This is a genomic window from Variovorax sp. E3, assembly GCF_016082275.1.
GTDB lineage: Bacteria > Pseudomonadota > Gammaproteobacteria > Burkholderiales > Burkholderiaceae_C > Variovorax.
In genome coordinates, this window is record NZ_MOWM01000006.1 from 26318 (window position 1) to 50647 (window position 24330).

Annotated in this window: 28 protein-coding genes and 1 pseudogene; 7 read left to right on the forward strand and 22 right to left on the reverse strand. The window is 62.0% G+C overall.

Translation table 11 applies throughout. The features are described from left to right. Positions 1-11: 11 nt before the first annotated feature. Positions 12-968: a LysR family transcriptional regulator gene (locus tag BMG07_RS44655; protein ID WP_374221227.1), complete on the reverse strand. Its 957-nt coding sequence runs from the start codon at positions 966-968 to the stop codon at positions 12-14. A 71-nt stretch (positions 969-1039) separates the two neighbouring features. On the opposite strand from BMG07_RS44655, the gene BMG07_RS03610 reads away from it, so the two are divergent. The 4 genes from BMG07_RS03610 to BMG07_RS03625 all read left to right on the forward strand — a co-directional run bounded on the left by BMG07_RS03610 (position 1040) and on the right by BMG07_RS03625 (position 3414). Then, positions 1040-2011 (forward strand): tripartite tricarboxylate transporter substrate binding protein, encoded by a 972-nt coding sequence (locus tag BMG07_RS03610; RefSeq protein ID WP_198083392.1) that lies wholly within the window; start codon positions 1040-1042, stop codon positions 2009-2011. A gap of 121 nt (positions 2012-2132) precedes the next feature. Further along, on the forward strand, positions 2133-2558 hold the full coding sequence (locus BMG07_RS44660) for an alpha/beta fold hydrolase (RefSeq protein WP_198083393.1): 426 nt from the start codon (positions 2133-2135) through the stop codon (positions 2556-2558). Then, entirely contained in the window at positions 2555-3022 is a 468-nt protein-coding gene (locus BMG07_RS03620) for a hypothetical protein (protein ID WP_198083394.1), read from the forward strand. Before BMG07_RS44660 ends, BMG07_RS03620 begins: the two co-directional genes overlap by 4 nt. A gap of 158 nt (positions 3023-3180) precedes the next feature. After that, a complete protein-coding gene (locus BMG07_RS03625) occupies positions 3181-3414 on the forward strand; it encodes a 2-oxoadipate dioxygenase/decarboxylase family protein (protein WP_269758620.1) in 234 nt (77 codons plus the stop codon). A 20-nt stretch (positions 3415-3434) separates the two neighbouring features. Here the strand turns inward: BMG07_RS03625 and hpaI are convergent, their stop codons facing one another. From hpaI to BMG07_RS03640, 3 genes are read right to left on the reverse strand one after another with little or no spacing between them, the layout of a single operon-like run. Continuing rightward, positions 3435-4238 (reverse strand): 4-hydroxy-2-oxoheptanedioate aldolase, encoded by an 804-nt coding sequence (gene hpaI / locus BMG07_RS03630; RefSeq protein WP_198083395.1) that lies wholly within the window; start codon positions 4236-4238, stop codon positions 3435-3437. Between the two features lie 28 nt (positions 4239-4266). Then, the gene (locus BMG07_RS03635; protein ID WP_198083396.1) at positions 4267-5736 is read right to left on the reverse strand and encodes an NAD-dependent succinate-semialdehyde dehydrogenase; all 1470 of its coding nucleotides are present in this window, start codon (positions 5734-5736) and stop codon (positions 4267-4269) included. Between the two features lie 33 nt (positions 5737-5769). Then, the gene (locus BMG07_RS03640; RefSeq protein WP_198083397.1) at positions 5770-7296 is read right to left on the reverse strand and encodes a UxaA family hydrolase; all 1527 of its coding nucleotides are present in this window, start codon (positions 7294-7296) and stop codon (positions 5770-5772) included. Between the two features lie 325 nt (positions 7297-7621). Between BMG07_RS03640 and BMG07_RS03645 the strand changes: the two genes are divergently transcribed. After that, positions 7622-8557 (forward strand): LysR family transcriptional regulator, encoded by a 936-nt coding sequence (locus BMG07_RS03645; RefSeq protein WP_198083398.1) that lies wholly within the window; start codon positions 7622-7624, stop codon positions 8555-8557. 31 nt (positions 8558-8588) lie between these two features. Here BMG07_RS03645 and BMG07_RS03650 read toward each other — a convergent pair whose 3' ends face one another. Together BMG07_RS03650 and BMG07_RS03655 are read right to left on the reverse strand one after the other, a co-directional pair. After that, positions 8589-9617 (reverse strand): alpha/beta fold hydrolase, encoded by a 1029-nt coding sequence (locus BMG07_RS03650; RefSeq protein ID WP_198083399.1) that lies wholly within the window; start codon positions 9615-9617, stop codon positions 8589-8591. Positions 9618-9627: 10 nt separating this feature from the next. Then, a complete protein-coding gene (locus BMG07_RS03655; RefSeq protein WP_198083400.1) occupies positions 9628-10617 on the reverse strand; it encodes a tripartite tricarboxylate transporter substrate binding protein in 990 nt (329 codons plus the stop codon). Positions 10618-10918: 301 nt separating this feature from the next. On the opposite strand from BMG07_RS03655, the gene BMG07_RS03660 reads away from it, so the two are divergent. After that, the gene (locus BMG07_RS03660; protein WP_198083401.1) at positions 10919-11062 is read left to right on the forward strand and encodes a hypothetical protein; all 144 of its coding nucleotides are present in this window, start codon (positions 10919-10921) and stop codon (positions 11060-11062) included. 304 nt (positions 11063-11366) lie between these two features. Here the strand turns inward: BMG07_RS03660 and BMG07_RS03665 are convergent, their stop codons facing one another. From BMG07_RS03665 to BMG07_RS03710, 10 genes and pseudogenes are all read right to left on the reverse strand, one after another. Beyond that, positions 11367-11540, reverse strand: a complete 174-nt coding sequence (locus BMG07_RS03665) for a hypothetical protein (RefSeq protein ID WP_198083481.1) — start codon at positions 11538-11540, stop codon at positions 11367-11369. A 21-nt stretch (positions 11541-11561) separates the two neighbouring features. Next, on the reverse strand, positions 11562-11981 hold the full coding sequence (locus BMG07_RS03670) for a VOC family protein (RefSeq protein ID WP_374221228.1): 420 nt from the start codon (positions 11979-11981) through the stop codon (positions 11562-11564). A 35-nt stretch (positions 11982-12016) separates the two neighbouring features. Continuing rightward, on the reverse strand, positions 12017-12964 hold the full coding sequence (locus BMG07_RS03675) for a glyoxylate/hydroxypyruvate reductase A (protein WP_198083403.1): 948 nt from the start codon (positions 12962-12964) through the stop codon (positions 12017-12019). A 280-nt stretch (positions 12965-13244) separates the two neighbouring features. Next, positions 13245-14233 (reverse strand): annotated as a pseudogene (gene dmpG / locus BMG07_RS03680) (4-hydroxy-2-oxovalerate aldolase). Positions 14234-14280: 47 nt separating this feature from the next. After that, the gene (locus tag BMG07_RS03685) at positions 14281-15225 is read right to left on the reverse strand and encodes an acetaldehyde dehydrogenase (acetylating) (protein WP_198083404.1); all 945 of its coding nucleotides are present in this window, start codon (positions 15223-15225) and stop codon (positions 14281-14283) included. A 37-nt stretch (positions 15226-15262) separates the two neighbouring features. Then, positions 15263-16435, reverse strand: coding sequence for a Rieske 2Fe-2S domain-containing protein (locus tag BMG07_RS03690; protein ID WP_269758610.1), 1173 nt, complete (start codon positions 16433-16435; stop codon positions 15263-15265). Positions 16436-16454: 19 nt separating this feature from the next. Further along, positions 16455-17315, reverse strand: coding sequence for an alpha/beta fold hydrolase (locus BMG07_RS03695; RefSeq protein WP_198083405.1), 861 nt, complete (start codon positions 17313-17315; stop codon positions 16455-16457). Between the two features lie 33 nt (positions 17316-17348). Further along, positions 17349-18161 carry a hypothetical protein gene (locus BMG07_RS03700; RefSeq protein ID WP_198083406.1) on the reverse strand — a complete coding sequence of 271 codons (813 nt, stop codon included), beginning with the start codon at positions 18159-18161 and terminating at the stop codon, positions 17349-17351. Next, on the reverse strand, positions 18145-18417 hold the full coding sequence (locus tag BMG07_RS03705; protein WP_198083407.1) for a hypothetical protein: 273 nt from the start codon (positions 18415-18417) through the stop codon (positions 18145-18147). The genes BMG07_RS03700 and BMG07_RS03705 overlap by 17 nt, the downstream gene beginning before the upstream one ends. Before the next feature lie 50 nt (positions 18418-18467). Continuing rightward, entirely contained in the window at positions 18468-19250 is a 783-nt protein-coding gene (locus tag BMG07_RS03710; protein ID WP_198083408.1) for a 2-keto-4-pentenoate hydratase, read from the reverse strand. A gap of 219 nt (positions 19251-19469) precedes the next feature. Between BMG07_RS03710 and BMG07_RS03715 the strand changes: the two genes are divergently transcribed. Further along, the gene (locus BMG07_RS03715; protein WP_198083409.1) at positions 19470-20123 is read left to right on the forward strand and encodes a GntR family transcriptional regulator; all 654 of its coding nucleotides are present in this window, start codon (positions 19470-19472) and stop codon (positions 20121-20123) included. Positions 20124-20144: 21 nt separating this feature from the next. Here BMG07_RS03715 and BMG07_RS03720 read toward each other — a convergent pair whose 3' ends face one another. The 6 genes from BMG07_RS03720 to BMG07_RS03745 form a co-directional block, all read right to left on the reverse strand. Next, positions 20145-21131 carry a tripartite tricarboxylate transporter substrate binding protein gene (locus BMG07_RS03720; protein WP_198083410.1) on the reverse strand — a complete coding sequence of 329 codons (987 nt, stop codon included), beginning with the start codon at positions 21129-21131 and terminating at the stop codon, positions 20145-20147. Positions 21132-21178: 47 nt separating this feature from the next. Further along, a complete protein-coding gene (locus tag BMG07_RS03725; protein ID WP_198083411.1) occupies positions 21179-21658 on the reverse strand; it encodes an alpha/beta fold hydrolase in 480 nt (159 codons plus the stop codon). Continuing rightward, complete coding sequence (locus tag BMG07_RS03730) at positions 21610-21951, reverse strand: alpha/beta fold hydrolase (RefSeq protein WP_198083412.1); 342 nt, start codon at positions 21949-21951, stop codon at positions 21610-21612. Before BMG07_RS03730 ends, BMG07_RS03725 begins: the two co-directional genes overlap by 49 nt. A gap of 93 nt (positions 21952-22044) precedes the next feature. Beyond that, positions 22045-22947: a hypothetical protein gene (locus BMG07_RS03735; protein ID WP_198083413.1), complete on the reverse strand. Its 903-nt coding sequence runs from the start codon at positions 22945-22947 to the stop codon at positions 22045-22047. 35 nt (positions 22948-22982) lie between these two features. Continuing rightward, positions 22983-23960 carry a LysR substrate-binding domain-containing protein gene (locus tag BMG07_RS03740; protein WP_198083414.1) on the reverse strand — a complete coding sequence of 326 codons (978 nt, stop codon included), beginning with the start codon at positions 23958-23960 and terminating at the stop codon, positions 22983-22985. 32 nt (positions 23961-23992) lie between these two features. Continuing rightward, entirely contained in the window at positions 23993-24313 is a 321-nt protein-coding gene (locus BMG07_RS03745) for a non-heme iron oxygenase ferredoxin subunit (protein WP_198083415.1), read from the reverse strand. Positions 24314-24330: the final 17 nt, after the last annotated feature.

Consider the following 24330-nt stretch of genomic DNA (forward strand, 5'->3'; position numbering starts at 1 on the left):
CATGGGCGTTATTACGACATGGAAGTCAATACTTGGACCAGGTGTCTGCCGGCAGGCGGGGTGCCGCGGGTCACGAGCTTCGGTGCGGCGGAGACCATAAGATCCCAGAGCAGCTGGGCAGCTGGTGATAGCGACCGACTCTCTCGGCGTATCAGCGACACGCTTCTGGTATACGCCGGTGCCTCGATCGCTCTCAACGCCAGCTTCTCGGTCATCGTTGATTCGGCAGCCAAGTACGGCAGTACGGTGACGCAAGCGCCAGCGTCAAGAAGTGGAACGAGCGCTGCAAAGTTATCCACCTGGATGGTCGGATGAAGCGACTGGTCGAATGACCTCGCCGTCTCTTCGCCGAATGAAATGGCGGCGTAGGTCCATCCTTCGACCGACTTCAACGTGACTCGCTTGAGTTGGTGTGCTTCGTGGTCTTTTCTTGCTAGAAGGACGTACCTGTCCTTCAAGAGCGGGAGAACGTGCAGGCCCGCAGGAACATGCGCCGGAACTACACCGAACCCTATGTCAGCGGTACCGGCCAGCACCGTCGACATGATGTTCTCCGTCCCGTCTGCGGCCACCTCGAAAGAGATTCCCGGGTTTGTCCCCAGGAGCTGGGCGATGCATGGCGCAGCCAGCTTCGACATGACGGATGCCACGCCGGTGATCCGGACCCTTCCAAGACGCGCAGACCGGAGATTGCCCATCCGGGCGACGCACGCATCGAGCGACTCCAGGACCGCTGCGATGTCCGCATAGAACTCCTCACCGGCAGCAGTCGGCTCGACGCTGCGGGTCGTGCGATCGAGAAGTCGGATATCCAAATCCTCTTCGACCTGACGAATCGTTTCGGACAGTGCAGAAGGAGAGACAAACAACTCTTTGGCTGCCGCCACGAACGAGCGATTGCGCGCAACGGCCATAAATGCCCGAAGGTGCCGTAAAGTAAGATTGTTCGTTGCTGGACGCATAATCATTCTGATTATACGTTTTGTGCTTCTCAGTCGAAGCTTCTACATTGCTGTCAAATCAATCACTAGGAGACACGATGGCGATGAAACGGAGGACGGCACTGACCGGCGTACTCGGCCTTGGGATGGCTCTGGCCTCGTCGATCACTTTCTCGCAAGAATATTCGCAGCCGCTGCGCATCATCGTCCCTGGCGCGGCAGGACAAGGACTGGACCTGCTGGCGCGCATCTTCGCTGGCAAGCTCGCGGTTCTCCTCAAGCGTCCCGTCGTTGTGGAAAACCGTGTCGGCGCGGGCGGCATCGTCGCGGCGCAAGTGGCCGCGCGCAGCGCTCCTGACGGCAATACGCTGTTCTTTGGTTTCGCGGCCACTCACGGGATTCTTTCAAGCTTGCATAAAACCCTGCCTTACGACCCCGTGCGGGACTTTGAGCCAATTGTCCCGCTTACCTATTCGTCGAACGTGCTTGTCACGAGCAAGCAATCCGGTTTGAAGACGATGGCACAGCTCGTGGCAGCGGGCCGCAAGAAGCCTGAGAACCTCACGATGGGTTCTCCTGGCGAGGGCACAACTCCACACTTGTCCGGTGCGATCCTGGACAAGATGGCGGGCATGAAGTCGCTTCACGTACCCATCAAGACTAACCCGGGCCTTGAGGTTATCGCCGGCCGCGTCGACTACGCCTTCCTGTCCACGCCCGTTGCAGTGGAGTTCGTCAAGACCGACAGGGTGAACGCACTGGCAGTGACGTCCCCCGTCCGCGAAGCAAAGCTCCCAGATGTGCCCACCATGATCGAAGCAGGGTTCCCTGGCTACACGGTGACCGCATGGTGCGGCCTGTTCGCTCCCGCGAAGACTTCGGCCGCCTTCATCAGGCAGGTGAACGAAGCCGCAAACACAGCCTTAAAGGACGCGTCCCTGATTGCGAGCCTCATGGCAATTTCCTCGACACCCATAGGTGGGACGCCCGACGACCTCAGAAAGCGGGTGCAGGACGAACTTGCCAAGTGGCCGGAAGTGGTCAAAGACGCTGGAGTCCAGGTGAACTGATGGCACACGAATTTGAGAAGATGAAGGTGGGCGATCTGCGTCTCTCGGGGGCGAAGTCCTGCGGGATGTCGAAGTGGCGTACCTCACACGTGGAACGCTCAACGCGGCCGGGGACAACGCGGTGCTCTTGACCCACGGATTCACGAGCAGCCCGGCGACGTTTCAGCGTAATGACGTCATCGCTGGCGAGGGTAGTTGGTCCGACTTGGTCGGATCTGGCGCCGCGATCGACACTGACAAGTACTTCGTCGTGTGCCCGAACATGCTGGGGTCATGCTATGGATCCACGGGGCCGAGTACGGTTAACCCGGCGACGGGCAAGCCTTGGGGGCCAGATTTTCCCGAGTACTCCGTGGCAGACATGGTCTCGCAACACGTATTGCTGAAAAAGCTCGGCGTTACTCGGCTGAGGGCGGTGGGTGGGCCGTCGTATGGGGGGATACAGGCCCTGCAGTGGGCGATGGATCACCCAGAGTTGGTGGACGCGATCATCGTGCAGTCTCGGGTCCTGAGTTTCCGAAGCAAATCACACCGGAACGACTTTTGAACTCGCTCACCGCGGACCCGAAGTGGAACTCAGGCTGGGTTTACGAGAACGGCGGGATTTCCGAGACCCTGGGGCGCATCCGTGGCGATACGCTTCGTCACTACGGAATATCGGAGGTGCTTCGGGCTCGCGGCATGTCGGACGCTGAAGTCAATGAGGCGGTCGAATCAATGGCCAGAAGTTGGGCGCAAAGATTCGATCCGAATTCCCTCATCGCGTTGTGCAAGGCCGGGCAGCGCTTTGACGCTCGGGCAGCCATTCCGCACCTGAAAGCGAGGATGCTGTGGGTGATTTCGTCGAGCGACAAGATTTTCCCTCCTGATGCACAGGTCGAGGCGCTGGTGATGTCGAATGACTCGCCAGCCCAGCCTGTGTACCTGAATCTGCAAAGCGAGTACGGACACGCGGCATCGGGGGCGGACTATCGGAAGTGGGAGGACCACCTGCGGGGGATGCTCGCGTGATGCGCAAAAACTTGGAAACCTGCGCGAAATGCCGCAGCGTACGGGCAAGGTGTTCACCAACGCCGCGTCGCAACCAGGACCAAGTTTGAGACATTGGGGGCGCTCACAAGCGAAGCGGCATACAAACTCGCACGCGAGTTGCTGGCGACATTCTTTTGTTGCGTCAGACAAGATTAAAGACCTTGGAAGAGCCCGTGCGCGTCTGCGCACCGAACGAGAAGGTGGGGGCGTACACGGCTCGTTTCGGAGAGATCGAGCAACGTGGCACCGCGTTGAACCCGAAAGGACGGCAGGCGTATAACGCGCTGCTCGAGGGGTTGCGCTGGGTTACTTTCACGGCCGACGTTGGCTGTACCACCGTCGCGGCGCGGCCTGGATCGCATCGGTGGTGATCACGTCGGGTCCCTGTTGCTCAGTAAGCGGTACGCGACGCAGGCCCGGGGACCTGCGCAGTGTCGATAAAGGCGGCTGCAAGCTTGCGTGCAGCCGAGGCGAACAGCAGCAGGTCCACGCCGACCGCGACGAAGGTGCAGCCCAAGTCGAGATACCGGCGCGCCAGCTTTGGGTCGGAAGTCAGTGTGCCCGCCGCCTTGCCTGAAGCGACGATGGCGTGAATCGCCTGCTCGATAGCCGCCTGCACTTCCGGATGGCCCGGGTCGCCGCGATGGCCCATAGAGGCCGCCAGATCAGCCGGGCCGATGAACACGCCGTCGACGCCGTCGACTGCGCAGATCGCGTCGAGGTTGTCCAGCGCCGTGACCGTCTCGGCCTGCAGCAGCAGGCATATCTCGTCGTCAGCAATCTGCAGGTAGTCGGTGCGCGCACTCCATTGCGAGGCACGCCCGACCGCGCTGCCCACGCCTCGAACGCCCAGTGGCGGGTAGCGGGTCGCGCTCACCACTGCGTGGGCCTGCTCGGGGGTGTCGACCATCGGCACGAGCAGGTTCTTGGCGCCAATGTCCAGTAGTTGCTTGATCAATGCAGCGTCTCCCTGCACAACGCGCACGACCGGCTGCGAGCGGTGGGCCGCAACGGCCTGCAACGACGCGAGCGTCGAACGCAGGTCGTTGGGCGCGTGCTCGCCATCGATCAGAAGCCAGTCGAAGTGCGCGGTGGCACTGACCTCGGCCATGTAGGGGTCGGCCATGGAAAGCCAGAAGCCCACCTGGGCCCGGCCAGAGACCAAAGCGGCTTTGAATGCGTTGTCTGCGGGCATAGGGTGTCTCGTGGTCGAAATAAAAGAATCAGTCCAACTGGCCCTGGCACACATATTTGGTGTGCAGGTAGTCCTCCAGGCCATGTACCGAGCCTTCGCGTCCGTAGCCCGAATCCTTGACGCCCCCGAAGGGCGCAGCTTCGGCGGCGATCGCACCTTCGTTGATGGCGACGATGCCGGTCTCAAGGGCATCTGCGATGCGCCAGACGCGTCGTATGTCCTGCGAGTAGAAGTAAGCGGCGAGACCGAAGGGCGTGTTGTTGGCTTGCGCAATGACCTCGCCTTCGTCTTGGAATCGCGTGAGCGGCGTGATCGGGCCGAAGGTCTCTTCGCAGGCACAGGCCATGGTGGCATCGGCGTTGGTCAGCACCGTGGGGGCGAAGTAGTTCGGACCCAGCGCAGGCAGGCGAACGCCGCCGGTCAGGATCCGTGCCCCACGCGCAACCGCGTCCTGCACATGGCGCTCGATCTTCTCGACCGCGCGTTCGTTGATCATCGGACCTATCTGGGAGCTGGCTTCGGTGGCCGGTCCCACCTGCAGCGCGGCGACGCGCGCCACCAGGCGTTCGGCAAAAGCGTCGTGCACGGCATCTTGGATGAACACGCGGTTGGGGCACACGCAAGTCTGACCACCGTTGCGGAACTTGGCTGCCATCAGGCCATCGATCGCCGCATCGAGATCAGCGTCCTCGAACACGATGAATGGTGCGTTGCCGCCCAGTTCCAGCGATAGCTTCTTCAAGGTGTCGGCCGAGCGGCGCGCCAGGTGCTTGCCGACAGGCGTCGAGCCGGTGAAAGTGATCTTGCGGACACGCGGATCGTCCAGCCAGCTGTCGACCACCTCGGGCGTTCGTTCGCGCGAAGCGGTGACGATGTTGAGCACGCCCGGCGGTACGCCCGCCTGTTCGGCCAGCGCCACTAGCGCGAGCGAAGTCAGCGGTGTGTCCTCGGCCGGCTTGCACACCACGGTGCAGCCCGCAGCCAGCGCGGGCGCGATCTTGCGCGCGATCATCGCGGCGGGGAAGTTCCAGGGCGTGATCGCGGCCACGATGCCGACCGGCTCCTTGAGCGCGAACATGCGCCGTCCCGGCGCCGGTGCGGGGATCACCTCGCCGTTGATGCGCGTCGCCTGCTCGGCGAACCACTCGATATAGCTCGCAGCGTAAGCGACCTCGCCCTTGCCCTCGGCCAATGGCTTGCCTTGTTCGCGCGAGATCAACCGGCCCAGATCGTCTTGGTTTGCCGTCACCAGATCGTTCCAGCGCTTGATGATCTGCGCGCGCTGCTTGGCAGGGGTGCGGCGCCAAGCAGGGAATGCCGCGTGCGCGGCATCGGTGGCTGCGCGTGCCTCGTTGGCACCAGAGTCCGGCACCTGTGCAATCAGCGCACCGGTAGCGGGATCGGTCACGGCGAGCGTGCGGTCGGTGGCGGCCAGCCACCGGCCGCCGATGAAGTTGGCGTTGCGCAGAAGTTCGGGATGGGCAAGGGTCAGGGGCATGGGGTCGAAGTAGGGGAAGATTGGGAAGCGATCTCAGCTCACGATGCCGAGCTGCCATGGCACGAACTCGTGGTCGCCCAGACCAAGCGCCTCGCTTTTGGTCGCCTCGCCTGAGGCATGGCGAAGGATTTGCTCGAAGATCGCGCGGCCGAGCTCGTGCACGCTCATCTCACCGTCGATCACCACACCGCAGTTGATGTCCATGTCTTCTTCAAGTCGCCGGTACATGGGCGTGTTGCTCGCCAACTTGATGGTGGGTGCGGGCTTGCTGCCGAACATGGAGCCACGGCCGGTGGTGAAGCAGATCAACTGCGCGCCACTGGCGATCTGACCGGTGGCTGCGACAGGGTCGTAGCCGGGCGAGTCCATGAAAACGAAGCCGGCCTGGTCGATCGGTTCGGCGTATTCGTACACCGCCTGCAGCGGCGTGGTGCCGCCCTTCATCGCCGAGCCCAGTGACTTCTCGAAAATGTTGGCCAAGCCACCGGCCTGGTTTCCGTGGCCGACCACGCCGTTGAACTGCGCGTTCTCGCCGGCGGTATAGCGCTCCCACCATGCCAGCCGGTCGAGCAGCTTCTGTCCCACCTCGGGCGTGATGGCGCGGCGCGTGAGCATGAACTCCACACCGTGGATCTCGGGCGTTTCCGAGAGGATTGCGGTCCCGCCATGCTGCACAAGGATGTCCATCGCCGCACCCAGCGCGGGATTGGCCGAGATGGCGGAGAAGCCGTCAGAGCCGCCGCATTCGAGGCCGATCTTCAAGTGGCTCGCGCTGACCGGCTGGCGCTGCGCCGCGTTGGCTTCTTCCAGCATTTCCTCTATGGCGCGCACACCGGCCTCGATGGTTGCGCGCGTGCCGCCGGCCTCTTGCATCACCAGCGTGCGCATCAGGCGGCCCTGCTTCAGGCCCTGCGAATCAACGAGCGAGTCGACCTGGTTGCGCTCGCATCCCAGGCCGACGATCAGCACGCCGGCCAGGTTCGGATGGCGTGCATAACCGGCCAGGGTGCGCCGCAGTACGTCGAAATGCTCGCTGGGAGAGGACATGCCGCAGCCGCTGGTCTGTGCGAAGGCTGTCACGCCGTCGATGTTGGGATATGCCGCGAGCCGTTCGGGCGTGAAGTGCGCAGCGATGCGCTTGATCACTGTCGACGAGCAATTCACCGAGGACAGGACGCCAATGAAGTTGCGCGTACCGACACGGCCGTCGGCTCGCAAGAAGCCCATGAACGTGGCGCGCTCGACTTCGGGTACGTAAGCAACAGGCCGTACGTCCTGACAGAAGCCCGGGTCGCGGTAGCTGTCAACCAGCGTGAGATTGTGGCTATGCACGTAGTCGCCGGCCTCAAGGTCTCGAGAGGCCACCCCGATCACCGTGTCGTACTTCCTGACCTCTTCGCCAGCCGCGATGACGCGGGCGGCGATCTTGTGGCCGGGCGGGACCTGTGCGCGAGCACGCACGTTGAACTCGGCGATGGTTTCGCCCAATGCAATGGCGGTCCTGGCGACCAGAACGTTGTCATTGGGGTGCAGGCAGAGAAGTGGGCTGTCGTTCTTCATGAGGATGACGGGCGGCGATCCAAGGGTGTGCGGGCGGTGTCGAAGCGATTCTTACCAAGACCCTCATTGCAATCCAATGAAATAGATGACTTACTTCATGAGCTATAGATAATGAAGGCACGTGACGTGCTTTCGATGGTCGCGTCCTCCTTCTCGACTTCACGACCGCGCCGGTCGACCCCACAACCAGGCCGCGTTTCGGGGAGGCGGTTCGTTTGGCCGCGACTAAGGCGTGCTCGGAACATCCATTTGTGACCACCAGGCGAGTTCCCTTCCACATGAATTACTGCACACCAGTGATAAGCCGCTTTGCTGTGCACCTGAGATGACCCAGATCGATCGCGTCCTGCGCTCCAACCTCAAGCTTCGTCACCTGCAGTTGCTGGTGCTCCTTGACGAGCTGCGGCACTTGGGCCGGGTATCTGAATTCATGTCGATCACGCAGCCGGCTGTCTCGAAGATGCTGGCTGAGATCGAGAAGATGTTCGAGCTGCAGCTTTTTGTTCGCTCGACGCGTGGTTCGGAGCCCACCCCCTACGGCGCTTCCGTCGTGCGCTTTGCCCGTGCGGTGCTGGCCGACTACCAGCGCACGCGCGACGAAATCGATGCAGTGGCCAGCGGCGGTGCCGGGCGGATCACCGTCGGCGCCATGGTGGTGGGTACGCCTACGCTGCTGATGCAAGCAATCCAGCGGCTCAAGAGTCAGTCCAAACTCACCACGGTGATGGTGGAGGAGGGTGATCTCACACGTTTGCTGCCACGCTTGCGTGTCAGCGAATTGGACCTGATCGTCGGTCGCTTGGAACCTGGCTATGCTTCCCCGGATCTCGATACCGAGGCGCTTTACCGGGAGCCGATGCGCATCGTTGTGAGTCCTTCGCACCCGATGGCGGAGGCGAGCGGCGTCGATTGGGCGATGCTGGCCGATGTGCCATGGGTCGTTCCGCCCCCATGGGCGTCATCGCGGACAAAGCTTGAACAGATGTTCTACAAGCATCGGTTGCTACCGCCAACTGACATCATTGAAACCGCATCATTCTTGGTGACTTTGTCGGCCATGCATCAGCGACCGGCTGTTGCCTTCCTCGCGCAAGGCGTGGCGCAGCACTATGCCCGACAGGGCCTGCTGCGCATCCTCAAGGTCAAGGTGCCGATCGAACTGCCCCCCGTTGGTCTGATCACGTTGCGTGGGCGTACACAAACACCGGCCAGCGAGTTGCTGATCACTTGTCTGCGCGAGACAGCTGCAAGTCGTGCGTGATGCGTACTGCCGGAAGGTTTGTTCTGCGCTCTCAGCAGCCCTCGAGGAGGTCTCGCAGCGAGTCGCCCCACAGCGCGTGTCCGGCGCCTGAGGCTGAATGGCCGAAATCGGTACGCATTTGCACGTACCGCATCGGGCGCGCACCCCGCGTACGCGCCATCGCCGCCTGCGCGGCAGGATCCGGCGGAAACAGCACGTCTGTGTCTGCAACGACATAGAGCACATCGGCGCGAATTTCGTTCAGTCGGTTGCGAACGTCAAAGGCCAGCGCCGCTTTCAGCAGAACGACCAGCGAGTGCGGGTTGAATTCGCGGGCCCAGCTTGCCGCCATCGCCCGACTGCGCGCTGCACATTCTTCGACGCCGTAGCCGCGTGCGGTCAGTACCGCATTCATGCCGTAAAGCTCCATGGTGGACAGGCGCATGCGTTCCAGCGTTGCGGCCATCGCATCGAGTGAGGGGCAGCGGCCGCCGTTCCATTGAGGGTTGCCTGCCAGTTCAGCCTGCAAGCCCGCAAGGCTGCTGTAGTCATGGGGCGGCATGAAAGGGGCGGACACAACGACGCCGATCGCATCAACCCAGTCGGGATGGTCGAGCGCCCATTGGAGCGCCTGAAACCCCCCGAACGAAGGGCCGACGACGCAGCGCAGGTGCTGCACGCCGAGCTGCTTCAGCAAGCGGTACTGCACCTCGACGATGTCTGTGAGTGTGATCGCCGGAAAATCCGCTCCGTAGGGCACGCCGGTGGCCGGGCTGATGCTGCCCGGCCCGGTGCTTCCGTACGACGACCCGAGCATGTTGGAACACACGATGAAGTATTTATCGGTATCCAGAGGCTTCCCAGGCCCGATCAAGGGCGCCCATGAGCCCTCGGCAGTGCCTGTGCCACTTGCGAGCATCTGGTGGCTGGCGGTGTAGCCATGCGTGGCGAGGATGGCATTGCGACCATCCGGAGCGAGCTGGCCATATGCGGTGTATGCCACCACCGTCTCGCAAAGGTAGCCTCCCTTCACCAGTTCAAGCGGGCCGACGGATAGGTTGTGCGAAGGATGAGAGAACATGGTCGGCCGATCAACCTAGCTGGATGCCGGCCGCCTTGATCACTTGGGCCCACCGAGCCGTTTCTTTTCGCGCGAACGCTTCGAGATCGGCTGGGGGCATGTCCATCAATTCCCAGCCGTCCGCCTCCAGGGGCTTCCGAACGCTGGCTTCGCGGAGCACATTGTGCGTCGTTGCGCGCAGTCGTTCGACGATCGTTGAAGGGGTGGCGCGGCGTACGGCAACGGCGCCCCAGGATGAGACCACCATGTCGGCGAAGCCGGATTCGGCGAACGTCGGTACTTCAGCCATGGCTGGAATTCGCTGTGCGGTCGTGATAGCCAGCGCTTTCAGCTTGCCACTCCGTAGAAAGGGCAGTACCGCATCCTGGTTGGTTGCGATCATCGGCGCGATGCCGCCGAGCACGTCGGTCATGGCGGGGGCAGCGCCCTTGTAGGGCACGTGCATGAGTTGGATGCCCGCCACGCGCTGGAACAATTCCATGGTCAAGTGGCCGGAGGTGCCGCTGCCAGCGCTGGCATAGGCCAGCGTGTCTGGCGCGGCTTTGGCCTGCCGCACAAGCTCGGCCAACGTGTTTGCAGGAAAATCGGGACGAACGACCAGCACGTTCGAGCCCGCCACTGTGGGCGCCACATGGACAAAGTCTTTCAGATAGTCGTAAGGCAGCCTGGCGTAGAGCGAGGGACTGATGACGTTGAAAACGCCGCTCATCAGCAGTGTGTAACCATCAGCAGGCGCCGCTACAACCGCGTTGGTACCGATAGTGCTGCCGGCGCCGGGTCTGTTGTCCACAATGAACGGTTGTCCTAAAGCCTTCGCATACTCATCGCCCAAGGTGCGTGCAAGGCGATCGAGGGAGCCGCCGGCCGGGGCCGGGGCAACGAGGCGCACGGGGCGGGTTGGCCAGTCCGAGCCCTGCGCGAAGCTGCCGAACGGCAGCGCAACCGCAGATGCTCCCAGGCCGAGGGAAAAAGCGCGTCGGCTCAGTGCGATTTTTTTCAACGTTGGTCTCCATCGTGTGTTTCCCGACCTGAAGAGCGGACGGCTCTTCGGCTCCCACCGCGCCTTCGGCGACTTATGCATTTGGACGGCTCGAAACGCGAGGTAGCTTGAATACTCGCGCCTATTTCATCAACTGCGGATGAATTACGCGACTGCCTTCATAACCTTCTGCTTATCCGCGTCGATGTGGTTGTTTGCGTTGGTTGGCGCTGTGACCTGGGTCGGGTTCGCACGTGTTTGGTTCTTGTCGATTCACCTTGAATGGGCTTAGCAAGAACTGAAAGAAATTGACTTCAATGTGGTGAGCGTGGCCATGTCATCTGCCTGGTTCATCGTCGCGCCGGTCACGCTTGCCCGCGTCGAAGCGGTACGCCTGGAGCTCGCCGACCACCTCGAACCCAACGATGCCAACAGATTCTTCAAAGGCATCGCTGCCTGGTGGTGACTACGCCCGCACCAAACACGTCAACGACTTCACGCGCTGCCGATCTTGTAGCCAGGACTGCTGTCGCCGACCGAAATCCGACCCTCGGGGGGCGGACGAAAACTGGAACTACCCCGAGATGTCATGGACGTCTCCCTGCTGCGGGCAGCCCAAACGCCGCAGAGGTACAGAGATGAACGTTGTCGCAGGCTGCAGGCGCACCTCTGACCAGGCAGGATGTTGCAATCTCCGAAAAGGTGGTGCAGCAGTTGATGAAGCAAGAAAGCCAGGCCGTGGCAACACCCAGGCGGCGCAGGTCTGCGCCTTACCTTGGCGAGATCGGCCCCAGCGGCGAAGGCGCGCGCGCTGCGGCCGCACTGAAACGGATGCTGCGCAGTGCTCGTGCAGCATGGGCTTCAAACAAGAGGAAAGCATGGTGAGGAAGCAGTTCATCGATGCTGCTGCCCGACTGCGTGGGCAAACGGTTGACGGCGTTCATTTCCTTTGTGGGCTCGGCTGCTCAAGCCGAATACACAGAATCAAGGTCGCGGAACCCCTTGATCTCGATCGGATTGCCAAATGGGTCAAGGAAGAACATGGTCCATTGCTCGCCGGGCTGCCCCTCGAATCGCAACTGTGGCACCAACACAAATTCCGTGGCGGCCTCTTGCAGACGTGCGGCCAGAAGGTTCCACTGGGCGAGCTCCAAGATAAGGCCGAAGTGTGGCATCGGCACGAGCTTGTCGCCGACGCGCCCCGTTGCGCAGGTGGCGAAGGGGATACCCAGATGCAGCGAGATCTGATGGCCGAAGAAGTCGAAGTCGACCCAAGTCTCGGTACTCCGGCCCTCGCGGCAGCCGAGCACGCCGCCGTAGAACCGCCGCGCGCTTTCGAGGTCGGTGACGTTGAAGGCAAGGTGAAAGATCGAAGTGGTTGGCACGGTTGCAGTCCTATTCTTTGTCGGATGGGTCATCGTCAATAGCCACGCTCGGGGTCAACGAAACCGGAAAGGCTTGAGCCATGAAGGCCGGCGTTTATCTTTGCAGCGATCTGAGCGATCGCTTCGTCTATCACCGTCTGCGCCGCGATGTGAGGCGTCAACACGATCTGCGGGCACGTCCAGAATGGATGGCCAGGGGGCAGGGGCTCCTCGCGTGTCACGTCGAGCGTGGCGCCGGCGAGGTGACCGTTCTGGATCAGGGCCAGCAAATCGGACTCGACCACGTGGGCGCCCCGCGCCACGTTGATCAAGTATCCGCCCGGCAGCAGTCGCGACAAAGTGGCGCTGCACACGATGTCACGCGTGAACGGTGTGAGAGGCAGCATGCATACCAGAATGCGCGTGCGCGAGAGGAATTCGTCGAACGCGTCGGCGCCTGCGAGGCAAGTGGCACCTTTGACGTGTTTGGCCGACTGGCTCCAGCCGAACACTGGGAATTCAAACTTCACAAGTGCCTCGGTCACCCGCAGGCCGAGCGCGCCAAGGCCCATGACACCGATGGGGAAATCTGCGCGCACACGAGGCTTGCGCGGAATCCAGTTGTGCGCAGCGGCTTCGTCGGCATAGGCGTCAAACTCGCGGAAGTGCCGCAGGACGGCGTGGCAGACGTAGTCGGCCATCTGAACAGCCATGCCGCCGTCTTCGATGCGCACCACGCGCGCGCGAGTCGGAAGGCGCAGCCGCATCAGCGCGTCGACGCCTGCACCCATATTGAAGATCACCCGCAAGCGCGGATGCGCGTCCATGAAGGCCTGTGTCGGCGACCAGACGATCGCGCATTCGGCCTCTGCGGCTACGGCCGGCCAGACGGTAAAGGAGGCCTGCGGCAGCGCAGCGCGCAGCCGGGATTCCCACGTGGTGCCTTCGACGTGGCTGCAGCACAGCGCAATAGAGCCAGTCGGCTTCCGATTCGAATCGTTCATGTTTGCTCCATGGCGCTTCTGCTAGATGTTTTGGGGGCGACGGCAGGGTGAATTCGGCCAAGCGTGCCGTCCACGCCTTGCTCGTTTGTGATCACGTGGATGCCGTCCTGCACGCGTCATGCGCCGGCTCGCGCGGCAGTGTTCGGGTGGAAAGCGTGCACTGCCATCCGAGATGCGAAAAAGGGGAGGTACGGCTCTTGGGCGCGAAGTCGAAAAAATGCGTCTGTATCGCGAGACAGGTGCTCGATCCCCACCGCACTTCCCCAGCGGCCCACAATTCCTAAGAGGCCGCTTCGGCGGTTGACGACCTGGAGTTGACGAGGTCCAGAGCGACGTCGACGATCATGTCTTCCTGGCCGCCGACCATTTTGCGTTTGCCCAACTCGATGAGAATCGAACGCGTATCCAAGTCGTACGTCTTTGCTGCGCGTTCTGCATGTCGCAGAAAGCTCGAATAGCGCCCGCGTACCCCAATGAGAGCGTCTCCCGGTCCACTCGCACGGGCCGGTCTTGAAGGGGGCGCACCACATCTTCAGCAGCATCCATCAGTGCAAGCAGATCACACCCGTGGTTCAGACCGGCGCGATCCGCGGCGGCGATGAATACCTCCAGCGGTGCATTGCCGGCCCCGGCGCCCATGCCGGCCAGCGACGCATCCACGCGAAGCGCACCGAATTCGACCGCCACCATCGAATTCGCGACACCAAGACTCAGGTTGTGGTGGGCGTGGATGCCGCGCTGAGTTTCAGGCTTGAGCACGCGGTCGAATGCCTGCAGTCGTTCGCGTACACCCGTCATGTCCAGTGCGCCACCCGAGTCCACGACATAAACACACTCGGCACCGTAGGACTCCATCAGCTTTGCCTGGGCCGCAAGGGCGTCAGGCGCGATCATGTGAGACATCATCAAAAAGCCGACCGTGTCCAGTCCGAGGTCCCGCGCGGCGCCGATGTGCTGACGCGATACGTCGGCTTCGGTGCAGTGGGTCGCGACTCGCACCGAGCGGACGCCGACCGCATGTGCGTCGCGCAGGTCGTGCAACGTACCGATGCCGGGTATCAGGAGCGTCGTGACGCGCGCCTTGCGAACCGAAGCGGCGACTTCCCCGATCCACTCGCGGTCACTGTGGCGCCCGAAGCCGTAGTTGAAGCTCGCGCCGGCCAGGCCGTCGCCATGCGCGACCTCGATTGCACTGACGCCCGCCTTGTCGAGCACGGTCGCGATGTCACGGGCCTGCGCCAGTGTGTACTGGTGGCCGATGGCGTGCATGCCGTCTCGCAATGTCACGTCTTGAATATACAGAGGGGTACTTTGGCTCACGACGTGGCCTCCATTTCTTCGAGCATTCGCGAGGCAAGACGATCGGCGGTGGCCATCGCGGCCGATGTCATGATGTCCAGATTGCCGGCATAGGCCGGAAGGTAGTGGGCTGCGCCTTGAACCTCCAGGAAGACCGTGGTCTTGAGGCCGGCCATGACGCCGCCGCCCGGGACATTCAATCGGCCGTCAGCCCCGACCTCTTCAAACTGGACCGCCTGCTTCATGCGGTAGCCAGGCACGTAGGCCTGTACCGCGCTGACCATGGCGGCAACCGAGTCTTCGATCCGGGCGGTGTCCGCCTGTGCGGTGAGCGTGTAGACGGTGTCGCGCATCATCATGGGCGGATCCGCGGGATTCAGAATGATGATCGCCTTGGCGACCTCGGCGCCGCCGACGTCGCGCAGCGCCTGGGTGGTCGTCTCGGTGAACTCGTCGATGTTGGCGCGAGTCCCCGGCCCCGCGGATTTGGAGGCGATCGAGGCGACGATTTCGGCGTACCGCACTGGCGTCACGCGATTGATTGCGGCAACGATGGGAATCGTTGCTTGTCCTCCGCAGGTCACCATGTTCAGGTTGACTGCGTCCAGGTGGGTGTCCAGGTTCACCACGGGCACGACGAACGGCCCGACAGCTGCCGGAGTCAGATCGATGATCCGGCAGCCGCTTGGCGCCAGACGCGCCGCGTTGACGAGATGCGCCTGCGCCGAGGTTGCATCGAAGACGATCGAGACGTCCTTGAACTCGGCCATGGCGATGAGTCCATCGATGCCCTGGGCGGTGACCGCGACGCCGAGTCGGGCCGCGCGCGCGAGGCCATCGGACTCCGGGTCGATGCCGGCCATGGCAACGATCTCCAGATGCCTGGAGTTCCTCATGATCTTGATCATGAGGTCCGTGCCGATATTTCCCGAGCCGATAACGGCGACTTTCAATTTTTGCATTGGATTGCGATGAAGGTTCTTGCAGCCGATGGTGGCGTCAAAGGTGATCGGGCCGCTGCACGCCGCGGTTGTGCCGATGGCACAGCTCGCGCCATTTGACAATGGGGTGGTCGCCCTCGATCAGCATCTCCTGGAGCCAAGCGCGGTCGCGGTTGTAAAACTTTTGCAGCGCGAGACGAGCTTCGATGTCTTGATTGTTGAAGCCGTCGAGAGACACGGGTTTCCAGCGATTCCAGAACTCCTGCTCATGTTCGAGCGCTTCCTGCGGCGTCGTCACCCGTTTGCCGATCATGATCAGGTAGTAGTGCTCATCCTCGCTGACAGGGACGTACCACTCGAACTGGTGACGCCCTGCATCAGGGAAATCGTCGACGCGCAGAACGCCTGGCAACCACAGCGATGCAGCGGTGGTTCGAGTGGGCACGCCATCGGTTCGTGTGTTGCGCACCCCGCGGACCACGACGTCTCCCTCGACCTGACCTTCCCACAGGCTGACGTGATGCGCGAATTCGTCATAGACGCCTTTGGGTTGACCGTCCACCTCGTGAAGGACGATCTGTCCAGAGTTCGCGGTGTGCCCCACAGGCAGAGAGCGCTGCGTGTCATTGACCAACGGCGAGGTACGGTGGATGTAGACGTGCAATCCATCGAAACCGTTCTCGCAGCCCACGCGCCAGTTGGACTTGACCATGTAGGAGTCGCCCTCCAGCGCCAGATCCTCGTCGAGGAACATCGGAGGGACGTCTTCGGAAAGCGGATGTGGTGCGATGTCGTCATCACCCATGAACACGAACACCACGCCTTTGGCCTCCTGGACCGGGTAGGACTTGACGCCCTGCCTGCCGATTGCCTTGCTGTCGGGTGAAGCAAGAATGTCGCAGAGCTCCCCGGTTTCCCACTTGTAGGTAAACCCGTGGTACCAACAAGTGATCGTGCCCTTCGAGTAGCACTCCAACTTCTCCGAGAACGGAACACCGCGATGAATGCAGCGGTCTCGCAGCGCATGGACTTTTCCGTCAATGCGCTTGAGCAAAATGTTCTCGCCGCACAAGGTGGCTTTCACAATTTGGGATTCGCCGATCTCGCGGGACAGCTTGATCGGATACCAATGATTGCGAAACCCAAGCTTTGCGGCCAAGTACGTGCGCCAGGACGGAACCTTGCGCAGCAAGCTGTCGTCGACGAACGTGATGGGGGCTTCCATTTTCATTTCTCAGTCGTGGTTTGTTTTAGAAAAGGTCTTCGTCGAAGAAGGCTGCCGTGATCGCCACGAACGCGCGAGGCGATTCCATCATTGCCCAGTGCCCGACATGAGGAAGAACAAATCCCCACGAGTTCTCGAGCAGTTCGAGATACCCGTAGGTACGAGCCAGGATGGCGACCTTGTCGGCTTTGCCGCCGACCACCAGGGTGGGCGTCTTGACCGACGAGATCTGCTCGGCGGTATAGGTCAGCTTGCTGCGCTTGATCACATCGATGGCGGCCCTTGCCGCTGGGTCCTGCATCAGCCCGTGCCGATATTGCAGAAGGCTCTCGTCGAACTTGAACCGCGGACCACCGAGATGCTCCATGATCGTTCGCATGGCCTCGATCGAATAGTCGTAGGCAGCAAACGGACGCATCGCCTCGGGGTCGGGATTCGAGATCCCAAGGCCGGCACTGCCCATGAGAACCAGTTTGCGAATCAGATCAGGCGCGTTCATGGCCACCCCCAGGGCGGTGGCGCCACCCATCGAGTTTCCAATGACGTGTGCCGGCGCGCCGTGATTGAAATGCCGAATCAGTGCCGTCAGGTGGCGGTTTCTCGCCTCTTGGCTATAGTCGTAATTCGACGGGTCCGGTTTGGCCGTGTAGCCGAATCCAGGCATGTCGGGGGCAATCACGCGAAACTTTTGCGCATACGCCGCCAAACAGCTTTGCCAGTTTCCCCAGGCATCGGCACCTGCTCCGCCTCCATGAACAAGCACCAGCAGAGGGCCTTCGCCAGCCTCGATGTAGTGCGTTGTCAATCCGTCGAGCTCGACGAATCTGGATTGAGCGCCGATCGAGGCGACGTCCTTGCTGATGTCGCTTGCACGCGCAGAAAGCATAGTTGGCTCCAGTTTTGATACTTGCTTGAACATTCAGGCCTGCGGCGTCATAAAGATGCCGCCCATGCCTGTCCACCAGGGCGTCATGGCTTCGTAGTAGATGGCTTCTCCGCGGGCGTTTCCCAGCGCTCCGGCCATGCAGGCCCAAGCGGCTATTTCCAAGCCGCCGTTGCCGCCCCGTTCCGTGATTCGTTCGGGGGTCCACTCGGCCAGCTTCTCGCCCTGGCCAGAGATCAACAGCTCGATGATTTCCCGATCCCATTCCGCATTGACCCGGCCTGAGTCCGGCATGCACACCCAGTGGGACAGCCCCCCGGTCGCAACAATGGCGACGCGTGTCATGTCATCCATGCCGGCCACGTAGTCGGCGATGAGTCGGCCCAGCTCGTAGCTGCGCGCACACGTCGGAATCGGCTGCATGACCGTGTTGACATAGATCGGGACGATGGGAATGCGGCCGTCGCCATTGATCATCTCGTTGGGCACGGTGATCCCGTGGTCGGGCGCGAGGCGTTCGGCACCGATCAGGGAAAAGCCACTGGCGGCAGCGAAATGCATCAAGCCGGTGGCAAATTCGCGATGACCGCGGTATGCCACGCGACGAGTCCCTAGGTCGCCCAGCGGAAGGTACGAGTCAGCCAGCCCCACGGCCCACGGAATCTGGAAATCCAAGTTGAAGTTGGTCAGGTGATCACTGGAGACGATCAGCAGCAGGTCCGGCTTGCTTGCGCGCACCCGGCGTCCGATTTCGAGCATTCCGTCGGCAATGCGTTGTGCCGCGTCCGCGGCGTTGCCGGGAAGCCCGAACGTATGGGACGTGGCGGCGCCACTAACGATCTTTGCCATCTCGGTGCGGGTCCTGAAGATAAGGTTGAATCGACGCCGGCGGCAGGCTCAGCAAGCCCAACGCGGCGAGCAGCTTGAACTGCAAATTGGGGTGCACGTCGAGCTGGGTGAGCGCGTGCCGGGGGTTGGCGAGCAGCGCTTGCGCTTGCGCCTGCGGTACTTCGAACTCGCCGTAGACCGTCTCGGCGTCTTGCGCCAGGCGCGCCGCAAGGCGTGGGTTGCCGACGGTGGCCGAGATCAGGCGGTGCAATTCCACCGGCGGGCGCGAGGCAGGGCTGTGGTGTGTCACATTCGCTCCCGGTTGGCTCAGGAGAAAGTCACGTCGCACGCGCCAAACCCCTCGACCTGGAGCTGGTAGTGCGTGGCGGACTGCACCGGGACCATGGGGCCGAGCGCCCCTGTCATCACGACTTCGCCGGCCTTGAGCGGATCGTTCAAGGCGATCATCTTGCGCACCAGCCAAAGCGCCGACAAATAGGGGTCGCCCAAGCAGGCGGCACCGGTTCCCTGCGAGACGACTTCTCCGTTTGCGTACAACTGCATCGTGCAGCCGATGGTGTCGACCTCGTGGGGACGCAGGCGTTGATTGCCGATGACGAACAGCCCCGAAGAGGCGTTGTCCGCGATCGTGTCCACGATGCCGATCTGCCAGTTGTGGATCCGGCTGTCCACAATCTCCAGGGCCGGGGACAGCCAGTCGACCGCGTCCACAAGCGCCTGCAGCGAGGTCGGCGCAACCCGCATGTCGGTGCGAAAGGCCAAGGCGATCTCGCCTTCGATGCGCGGCTGCAGCAGCGTCGACCGGTCCACGGTGGCGCCGCTTGCCACACGCATGCTCTCGAAGAGGACGCCGTAGTCGGGCTGGTCCACGCCCAGCTGCTTTTGAACCGCCGGCGATGTCAGGCCGATCTTGCGCCCGGCAATCACCTCGCCCGAGCGCAGGCGAAAGGCGGTGTTCAACTGCTGGACCTTGTAGGCGCCGTCCAGGTCCGCAGACCCGATCTCGGCGCTCACAGGGGCGATCGGGTCACCTTCGTACGCCTGCCGGATCCGCTGAGCGACATCTGCAAAGACGGCCAATTTGTTCATAGCATTTGCTTTCTGCCGGATTCCTTCGGGAGCCCGACCAACTACATCAAGGTAAACTGCTGTGTCCGCGATGTTCTGAATTTCGCGCTCTGTGTACTGTATGCAGTGAACATTCCGTTGTCAATGGAATGAGCGCGCGTTTTCGTCGTTTGTGCGAGCGAGCACGGGTTTACCCAGGGTGTCGCATCCATTTTTTTGCTTTTCCAACGAGTTCTTCCCATGGCACGTGCTTCTCTCATAGTCCAAAGCGCTCCCTTGCGCGAACAGGTTTACGACGCGCTGAGGCTTGAGCTTCGCAACGGCACGATCACTCCGGGCGCCAGACTTCTCGAGGTCGAGGTGGCTGCACGCTTCGGCGTGTCACGCACCCCCGTGCGAGAAGCGCTCTTTCAGCTGGCTCGTGACGGGCTGATCGTGACCAGCGAGCGGGGTTTCATGCTGCCGGCGGACACGCCGCGCGACATCGCTCATCGACTGGAGGCGCATTTGTTGATCGACCCCCGCGTGGCGCGCCACGCCGCAACGAATGCAAGCGCGGAGGACATCAAGTTGTTGGGAAAAGCGCTTGAGAAGGAACAGCAGGCGCAGCAGGCCAATCGATTTGCCGCGTTCGCAGAAAGCAGTTATCAGTTCCGACTCACCTGGCGAAAGATGTGCGGGAACGTTCCTTTGCTTCGTTGCGCACTGATGCTCGAAGACCAGTTCCTGGCAGTTCGAAACGAGTTCTACCGAGACCCTGCCAATCGCGCATTGGCCGTCTTCCACGATGAGCGTGTGTTTGCCGCGATCGAGCGCTGCGACGCAGACGGGGCGGAGGAGTGCACGCGCGTCTATATGCAGGAACTGATCGAAAAATTCACGGTCGCGTCATGACGGGAAGGTCGGGCGCGTAGCTCAGTCCAGCTTCAGTTGCAGATGGTTCGCCTCTGCAATCCTCATCCACTTGGCCTGCTCCGTTCTTACGATCTCCCGCATCTCTTGAGGACTGTCTTGGCGTGGCAGCAGCCCCTGCCTGGCGAAGCCGGACCTGATGTCGGGATCGCCGAGGCCGGACATCAAGGCACGGTGCAATTCATCCACGCGGGATGCCGAGATATCTTTGGGGCCCAGGACGCCGTACCAAGCATCGCCCGTGAATCCAGGCAGACCAGACTCTGCCAGGGTGGGAACCTCCGACAGGTAGGGATCGCGCGAAGCACTGATGACTCCCAGTATCCTGATGCGGCCCTCCTTGCGAAGCGGAACGGCCGCATGAAGTGGCACGAACATGGCCTTGATGACGCCTGCCAGCAGGTCATTGATCGCTTGGCTGGCACCCTTGTACGGCACGTGTCTGAGATCGGCGCCTGACATCGCGGCGAGTTGCGCCATCCACAGATGCTGGAGAGTCCCCTTGCCCGGCGAACCGTAGTCCAGGCCTTCGCCCCGGCGTCTGGCATGGGCCAGAAATTGTTGGAAATCTTGTGCTGGCAGTTGCGGGTGGACACACAGTGCGAAGCTGGTGGAGCACACCAGGCAGATGGGTGTGAAGTCTGTCAGGACATCGATGCGGGTTGAAGGGTAGAGCAGCCCGATGGTCGACAGCGAGGACGCCGTCAGCATCAAGGTGTTGCCGTCGGGTGCGGAGCGCGCGACGGCCTCATAGCCAATCAGGCCGGAGGCGCCCGCTCGGTTGTCCACGAAGACCGGCTGTTCGAGCTGTGCCGAAAGCTTGCTGGCAAGTAGACGCGCCACCAGGTCCGGGGTGGTTCCAGCGCTGTGGGGAATGACCAGGCGCAGCGGCGCGGCTGTGAGGCCGTATGCCGCGCCAGTCACGGCAATCAGCGCAGTCCCGGCAAGAATCCTTCTGCGCCTGGGATGGCAGTTCAAGGGGCGGCTCATCGGTTTGTCAGCCCAGGTTGCGAAAAGGACAAGCTTTTGCTCCACCGCTACCGTGGGAGCGCAAGCCGATCGAGCCAGTCGATGAGCACCTGATTGAAGGCGTCCGGTTTTTCAAAGTGCGCCGAGTGGCCCGCACCTTCGATCTCTGCGTACGTCGAGTGGGTCAGCTGCTCGTGGGTAGCACGCACGGCTTGCGGCGGGAAGAGCACATCATCCTGGCCGACGATGAACAGGATGGGCAGTCCGCTGTCTTCGAGGCCCTGGAGGGTCACGCGGCGTGGTGCGCCCTTGAGTGTTCGCAAGGCGACGCTGTTGAAGCTTGCAATCTGCTGATAGAGCGCGACGCGTTCGGGATGGTCTCGGCGCGCGCGCGCGCCAAGGACCCGCTCGACCTGAGAGAGCGCGGCCGTGGCACGCTCTGCAATGTCCATTCGGTCGCGTGCGGCAAGCGGCAACTCAAGACCAACCAGCGAATCGGCTACCACCAATGCGCGCAGGCGCGCCCCGTGCTCGGCTGCAAAAGCCATGGCGGCACCACCGCCCATCGACTGCCGACGAGCACCGCACCGTCGAGCTGCAATTCGCGCCAGATGGTGACCAGATCGCCCGCGAAACCCTCCCGGCCCGCCTGCTCCACATCGCTTGAATTGCCGAATCCGCGGAAATCAACGGTGGTCAGGCGGTATCGATGGCTCAGGCCGGCGATCTGTGCAAACCAGCTGGCGTGATTGCCGCCGACACCATGAAGCAGCACAAGGTTCGGACCTTCGCCGTGTTGCTCGTAATAGATTCGGCTTTCACCGATGGTCAGGTAGGGCACGTGGAGAGCCTCATTCCCAGGTGGCGAACGCCATGGCGCATCCCGTACCGGCCGGGCTGCGATAGCAGGGGATGTAATCGATGAGATCCATCTTCATTCCCTCCACCGCGCCGGCGAGCGCGACCAGCAGCGAAACTCGGAATTCCCTGATTGGAGCTTTTCCAGCTGCAATGCCGCGTGCTGCTCGATGTCTTCGGATGCCATCACGCGCAGGAAATCGCGGTCGAACTGTTCGTCCACAACAAAATGACTCAACCCGCCGGTGGACACGATCGCCACGCGCAGGTCGTCCGGCCAAGACTCGACGAGCTTGCGAATGGCTTGGCCGAGCTGGTAGGCGCGCCGCGGCGTGATCTGGGTCGGCGGATAGTATGTGTTGATGCTGATCGGAATCACAGGATAGGTGCGCTCGGACATGATCTTGTAGTAGACGTATCCGAAGGAGTGGCTCATGCCCTGGCCGGGCGCCATGTAGCGAGAATGTGCCGGATCGAAACCAGCAGCCATCAGGTCTTCGATGAGTCTGAACGCCCGCGCCGCATCCACCGGATAGTTCTTCTCCTCTTGCGGATACCACAGCTCCTGGTTCAGTCGCGGGTCGTACTTCCATTTCATGATGCCCTGCGCTTTGTAGGGGAGGGCATCGCCGCAGAACACGGAAATGGAGGGCATGTTGTCTTCGTCGAACACTTCCTTGTGATCATCCCCGAGCACGATCAGAAGGTCCGGTGCCGCCGCATCAAGGCGGCGGGTCAGTTCAGCCATTGCCGCTTGATTCGCATGATGGCGCTGCTGCATGAGCTCTGGAACGATCTGCTCCTTCAGCGCGGGGTCTGCCTTCGAAAGCAGTTCCTGGTAGGAGACGCGCTTGCCCTCGAAATCATGCAGCGCAAAGATGTTCTGGTCGTCTTGCGCCGCGCGCGCGAGCCATGCGGACGGCTCCATCAGCAGCGCTGGGCTGTGAGAAGACGCAATTCCCATTGTGACTTTGGCCATAGGATTCCTTTGGTTGATAGAGGTTCAGGAGATGTTCACGCGCCCGGGACGGCTTCGGCGCGATCGGAAAAGCGGTTGGCAACGGACAAGATCCATCGCCTGGTTTGTTGCACGGCCAGATCGTTCGCGCACGACTGCCGGGTCAGCATGTAATAGGCACCGGCGCTCTCGAGCTGCGAGTCGAACGGACAGACCATCTCGGCGTCCACCAGAATGCTTTCAAGAAATATCTTGGGCACGATGGCGATGCCTTTGCAGTCCTTGGCCGCTCGGATGGCCATGAAGAAATGGCCGAAATCCAAAGAGGGTGCTCTGGCGGGCGATCCCAACCGATGCTGGGCCAGCCAGTCCGCCCAGGCATGTTTGCGATTCGCCGTATGGATAAGCCGGTAGTGCAAGACGTCGGCGGCGGATTCCACCGGTCGGCCCTGCGAGAGCAACTTGCGCGACATCACGGGAACGAGGACATCGGGGAAGAGAAAGTCCGCCTGCACATCCTTCCAGCTCTGCGCGAGGTCGAGGTCGATGCGCGGCGCATCGGCCGGGTATTGCCGCCCAGGCAGCCGGCCCACGCGAATCGCGACGTCTGCCTGGTGGGAGCGGAAGTCGACGGGGTCCAGTGAAGAGTCAATCCGAAGTTCGATCTGCGGATGCGCCTCCGTGAACTCTTGCAGCAGCGGCATGAGCCAAAGGGTGCAAAGCGTCGGCAACACATCCAAGGTAATGCGCCGGTGCGCATCGCCCATGGTCAGCTTTGTGGCTTGTTCTATGTTGCACAGAGAGTCCTGGACGACACAGAAGTAGTTGCGGCCCTTCTCGGTCAGTTCAATGCGCCTGGTGAATCTGTCGAAAAGACGCACTCCAAGGAATTGCTCGAGCGTTCGCACCTGCCGGCTGACGGCACCCTGCGTGATGTGCAGCTCATGCGCAGCCTCGGTGAACGACAGCTGGCGTGCAGCGGACTCGAAGGCGCGCAATGCAGGAAGCGGCGGAAGTCGAAGAGATTGGCTCACGACCACTCACGTTCTGAGGCGGGCTGAATCAACTACGAAAGAACGCCGTAGAGATCGTCGCCCCGGCGCTCGATCGCATAGGTCTTGAGTGCCTTCGTGCACGGGAACTCCAGCGCCTTGCCGCTGCGGATATCGAAGGCGCCGCCATGCAGCGGGCAGTACAGCACGCCGTCTTCGATGTGCCCGTCGGAGAGCGATACAAGCGCGTGCGTGCAGGTGTCCTCGGTCAGGAAGAAGTCATCGCCGATGCGCGAGACAGCAAGGGCTTCATCGCTGCCCTTTGGGCAGACTTGACGCGGTCTTTCGGTGCCGACATCGGCGGCCTTGCATAGCCAGATGGGAGAGGTGCTCATGGGCTGATTTCGAGGTG

Bases quoted from the DNA above. Each gene is read 5' to 3' on its own strand.
- BMG07_RS44655 (WP_374221227.1), bottom strand. From the start codon at position 968: ATGATTATGCGTCCAGCAACGAACAATCTTACTTTACGGCACCTTCGG.
- BMG07_RS03610 (WP_198083392.1), top strand. From the start codon at position 1,040: ATGGCGATGAAACGGAGGACGGCACTGACCGGCGTACTCGGCCTTGGG.
- hpaI (WP_198083395.1), bottom strand. From the start codon at position 4,238: ATGCCCGCAGACAACGCATTCAAAGCCGCTTTGGTCTCTGGCCGGGCC.
- BMG07_RS03635 (WP_198083396.1), bottom strand. From the start codon at position 5,736: ATGCCCCTGACCCTTGCCCATCCCGAACTTCTGCGCAACGCCAACTTC.
- BMG07_RS03640 (WP_198083397.1), bottom strand. From the start codon at position 7,296: ATGAAGAACGACAGCCCACTTCTCTGCCTGCACCCCAATGACAACGTT.
- BMG07_RS03645 (WP_198083398.1), top strand. From the start codon at position 7,622: ATGACCCAGATCGATCGCGTCCTGCGCTCCAACCTCAAGCTTCGTCAC.
- BMG07_RS03650 (WP_198083399.1), bottom strand. From the start codon at position 9,617: ATGTTCTCTCATCCTTCGCACAACCTATCCGTCGGCCCGCTTGAACTG.
- BMG07_RS03665 (WP_198083481.1), bottom strand. From the start codon at position 11,540: ATGAACGCCGTCAACCGTTTGCCCACGCAGTCGGGCAGCAGCATCGAT.
- BMG07_RS03675 (WP_198083403.1), bottom strand. From the start codon at position 12,964: ATGAACGATTCGAATCGGAAGCCGACTGGCTCTATTGCGCTGTGCTGC.
- BMG07_RS03685 (WP_198083404.1), bottom strand. From the start codon at position 15,225: ATGCAAAAATTGAAAGTCGCCGTTATCGGCTCGGGAAATATCGGCACG.
- BMG07_RS03690 (WP_269758610.1), bottom strand. From the start codon at position 16,435: ATGAAAATGGAAGCCCCCATCACGTTCGTCGACGACAGCTTGCTGCGC.
- BMG07_RS03695 (WP_198083405.1), bottom strand. From the start codon at position 17,315: ATGCTTTCTGCGCGTGCAAGCGACATCAGCAAGGACGTCGCCTCGATC.
- BMG07_RS03700 (WP_198083406.1), bottom strand. From the start codon at position 18,161: ATGGCAAAGATCGTTAGTGGCGCCGCCACGTCCCATACGTTCGGGCTT.
- BMG07_RS03710 (WP_198083408.1), bottom strand. From the start codon at position 19,250: ATGAACAAATTGGCCGTCTTTGCAGATGTCGCTCAGCGGATCCGGCAG.
- BMG07_RS03715 (WP_198083409.1), top strand. From the start codon at position 19,470: ATGGCACGTGCTTCTCTCATAGTCCAAAGCGCTCCCTTGCGCGAACAG.
- BMG07_RS03720 (WP_198083410.1), bottom strand. From the start codon at position 21,131: ATGAGCCGCCCCTTGAACTGCCATCCCAGGCGCAGAAGGATTCTTGCC.
- BMG07_RS03725 (WP_198083411.1), bottom strand. From the start codon at position 21,658: ATGGCTTTTGCAGCCGAGCACGGGGCGCGCCTGCGCGCATTGGTGGTA.
- BMG07_RS03735 (WP_198083413.1), bottom strand. From the start codon at position 22,947: ATGGCCAAAGTCACAATGGGAATTGCGTCTTCTCACAGCCCAGCGCTG.
- BMG07_RS03745 (WP_198083415.1), bottom strand. From the start codon at position 24,313: ATGAGCACCTCTCCCATCTGGCTATGCAAGGCCGCCGATGTCGGCACC.